At 74.5% G+C, this 2007-nt stretch carries 2 protein-coding genes; both read right to left on the reverse strand.

Annotation, left to right across the window (positions count from 1 at the left end):
- Positions 1–1190: oxidoreductase (locus ACTIR_RS21475; RefSeq protein ID WP_459166181.1), on the reverse strand; the 1190-nt coding region annotated here is incomplete at its 3' end.
- The gene (locus tag ACTIR_RS0103560) at positions 1187–1750 is read right to left on the reverse strand and encodes a hypothetical protein (RefSeq protein ID WP_026453249.1); all 564 of its coding nucleotides are present in this window, start codon (positions 1748–1750) and stop codon (positions 1187–1189) included. The genes ACTIR_RS0103560 and ACTIR_RS21475, both read right to left, overlap by 4 nt.
- Between the last annotated feature and the right edge of the window lie 257 nt (positions 1751–2007).

Here is a 2007-nt window from a genome sequence, read left to right on the forward strand (position 1 = left end):
CGCGTGTCCCCGGAGGCCGCGCCGGCTACACCGCCGGACGTTTCGTCGGACGGCGCGTCGGGTTCCGACTCCCGTCCGGTGCGGGGGTTCTCGATGCAGCCGAGCCAGCGGTTGAGCCCCATCCGGCCCACGCACTCCTGGTTGCACGACAGGCAGGTGCGGATCCGCTCCGGGTGCCCGGCCCGGGCCTTGGCGACGAAGTCCGCGTCGGCGATCTGCCCGCGCACCACGCCGATCAGGTCGGCGTGCCCGTCGGCGAGTGCGCGGTCGGCCTGTACCGGGTCCTTGAACCGGCCGACCCCCACCACCGGCAGGTCCACCTCCTTGCGCAGCGCGCTGGGGATGAACAGGGCGTAGCCGGGGGGAACGCTCATGGACGCCTCGATCATGTGCAGCGTCGAGGTGGCCACGCCGATCGAGGTGTTGAGGTAGTCGACCTTTCCGCTGTCCTCGACCCACCGGGCCACCCGCACGGCGTCGTCGACGGTGGTGCCGTCCTCGATCAGTTCGTCGCCGCACAGCCGCACCCCGAGCGCCAGGTCGTCGCCGATCGCCGCGCGGACGGCGTCGACCAGCCGCAGCAGCAGCCGCGCCCGGTTCTCCAACGGGCCGCCGTAGTCGTCGGTGCGCACGTTGGTGGCGGGGGAGAGGAACCCGCGCACGATCGAGGAGTGCGAACACTGCAATTCGACCCCGTCGAAGCCGCCCTCGCGGCAGTGCCGCGCCACGGTGGCGTACCCGGCGACGATCTCGTCGATCTCGGCGTGCGTCACCGCGTGCGGGACCTCCCGGAACATCGGGTCCGGCACCGGCGACGGCGCCCACACCGGCAGCCGCGAGTACATGCCCGACGCCTGGCCGCCGTTGTGGTTGAGCTGGGCGAAGATCGGCACCCCGTGCGCGTGCACGGCCTCGGTGATCCGGCGGTACCCGGAGATCACCTCGGGGCGGAACCCGTGGATCAGTTTCTCGTACGGCCAGTCCGTCGGGTGCGTGGAGTGTTCCTCGGTGATGATCAGCCCGGTGCCGCCCGCCGCGCGGGCCGCGTAGTAGGCGGCGTGCTGTGCGCTGGGCAGTCCGTCGACGGCGTAGTTCGTCAGGTGCGCCGAGAACACCACCCGGTTGGCCACGGTCACCGGCCCCAGGCGCAGCGGGGTGAACAGGTGCCGGTAGCGGGACGCGGTACTCACCGGGCCACCACCTCCACCCCGGCCGGGGCGACGCCGGTGGTCCGGGCCGCACCGGAGGCGGGAGTCGCGGACACGGCGAGTGCGGCCCGCCGTCCCTCCAGGACGGCCTCGTGCACCGTCCGCGGGGCGACACGGTCGCCCGCGGGCACCACCCCGGTGTCGGCGGGCAGGGCCCCGTCCGGCACACGGTGTCCACAGTGGATGACGGCGGCCGCGTCGACGTCCGTGCGCGCCGCGGTGTGCACGTCGGTGAGCACGATCCGGCCCGGGTGGACCTCGCGCAACGCGCTCCACCGCAGCGACCGCACCCCCGCCCGTTGCAGCCGGGCGTTGGCGTCGGCGAGGTCGCCGGTCAGGGCCAGTTGCGTGCCCACCACCTGGTCCGGGGTGACGAGCGCGACCGGGTGTCCCCGGGCGGCCAGCAGTTCGGCCGTCCCCACACCGGTCGCGTCCCCGACCGGGTCGAACACGGCGAGCGTGCCCGACGGTGCCCCGGCCGGCGCCGTGTCCGGGTCGCGCAGCACGTCCAGCACGTCGAGCACCGTCGCCCCGTCCGCCACCCGGTACGGGCCAGCCGGGCGTTGGCGTCGGCGAGGTCGCCGGTCAGGGCCAGTTGCGTGCCCACCACCTGGTCCGGGGTGACGAGCGCGACCGGGTGTCCCCGGGCGGCCAGCAGTTCGGCCGTCCCCACACCGGTCGCGTCCCCGACCGGGTCGAACACGGCGAGCGTGCCCGACGGTGCCCCGGCCGGCGCCGTGTCCGGGTCGCGCAGCACGTCCAGCACGTCGAGCACCGTCGCCCCGTCCGCCACCCGGTA

This window comes from Saccharomonospora iraqiensis subsp. iraqiensis (assembly GCF_000430445.1).
Classification (GTDB): domain Bacteria; phylum Actinomycetota; class Actinomycetes; order Mycobacteriales; family Pseudonocardiaceae; genus Saccharomonospora; species Saccharomonospora iraqiensis.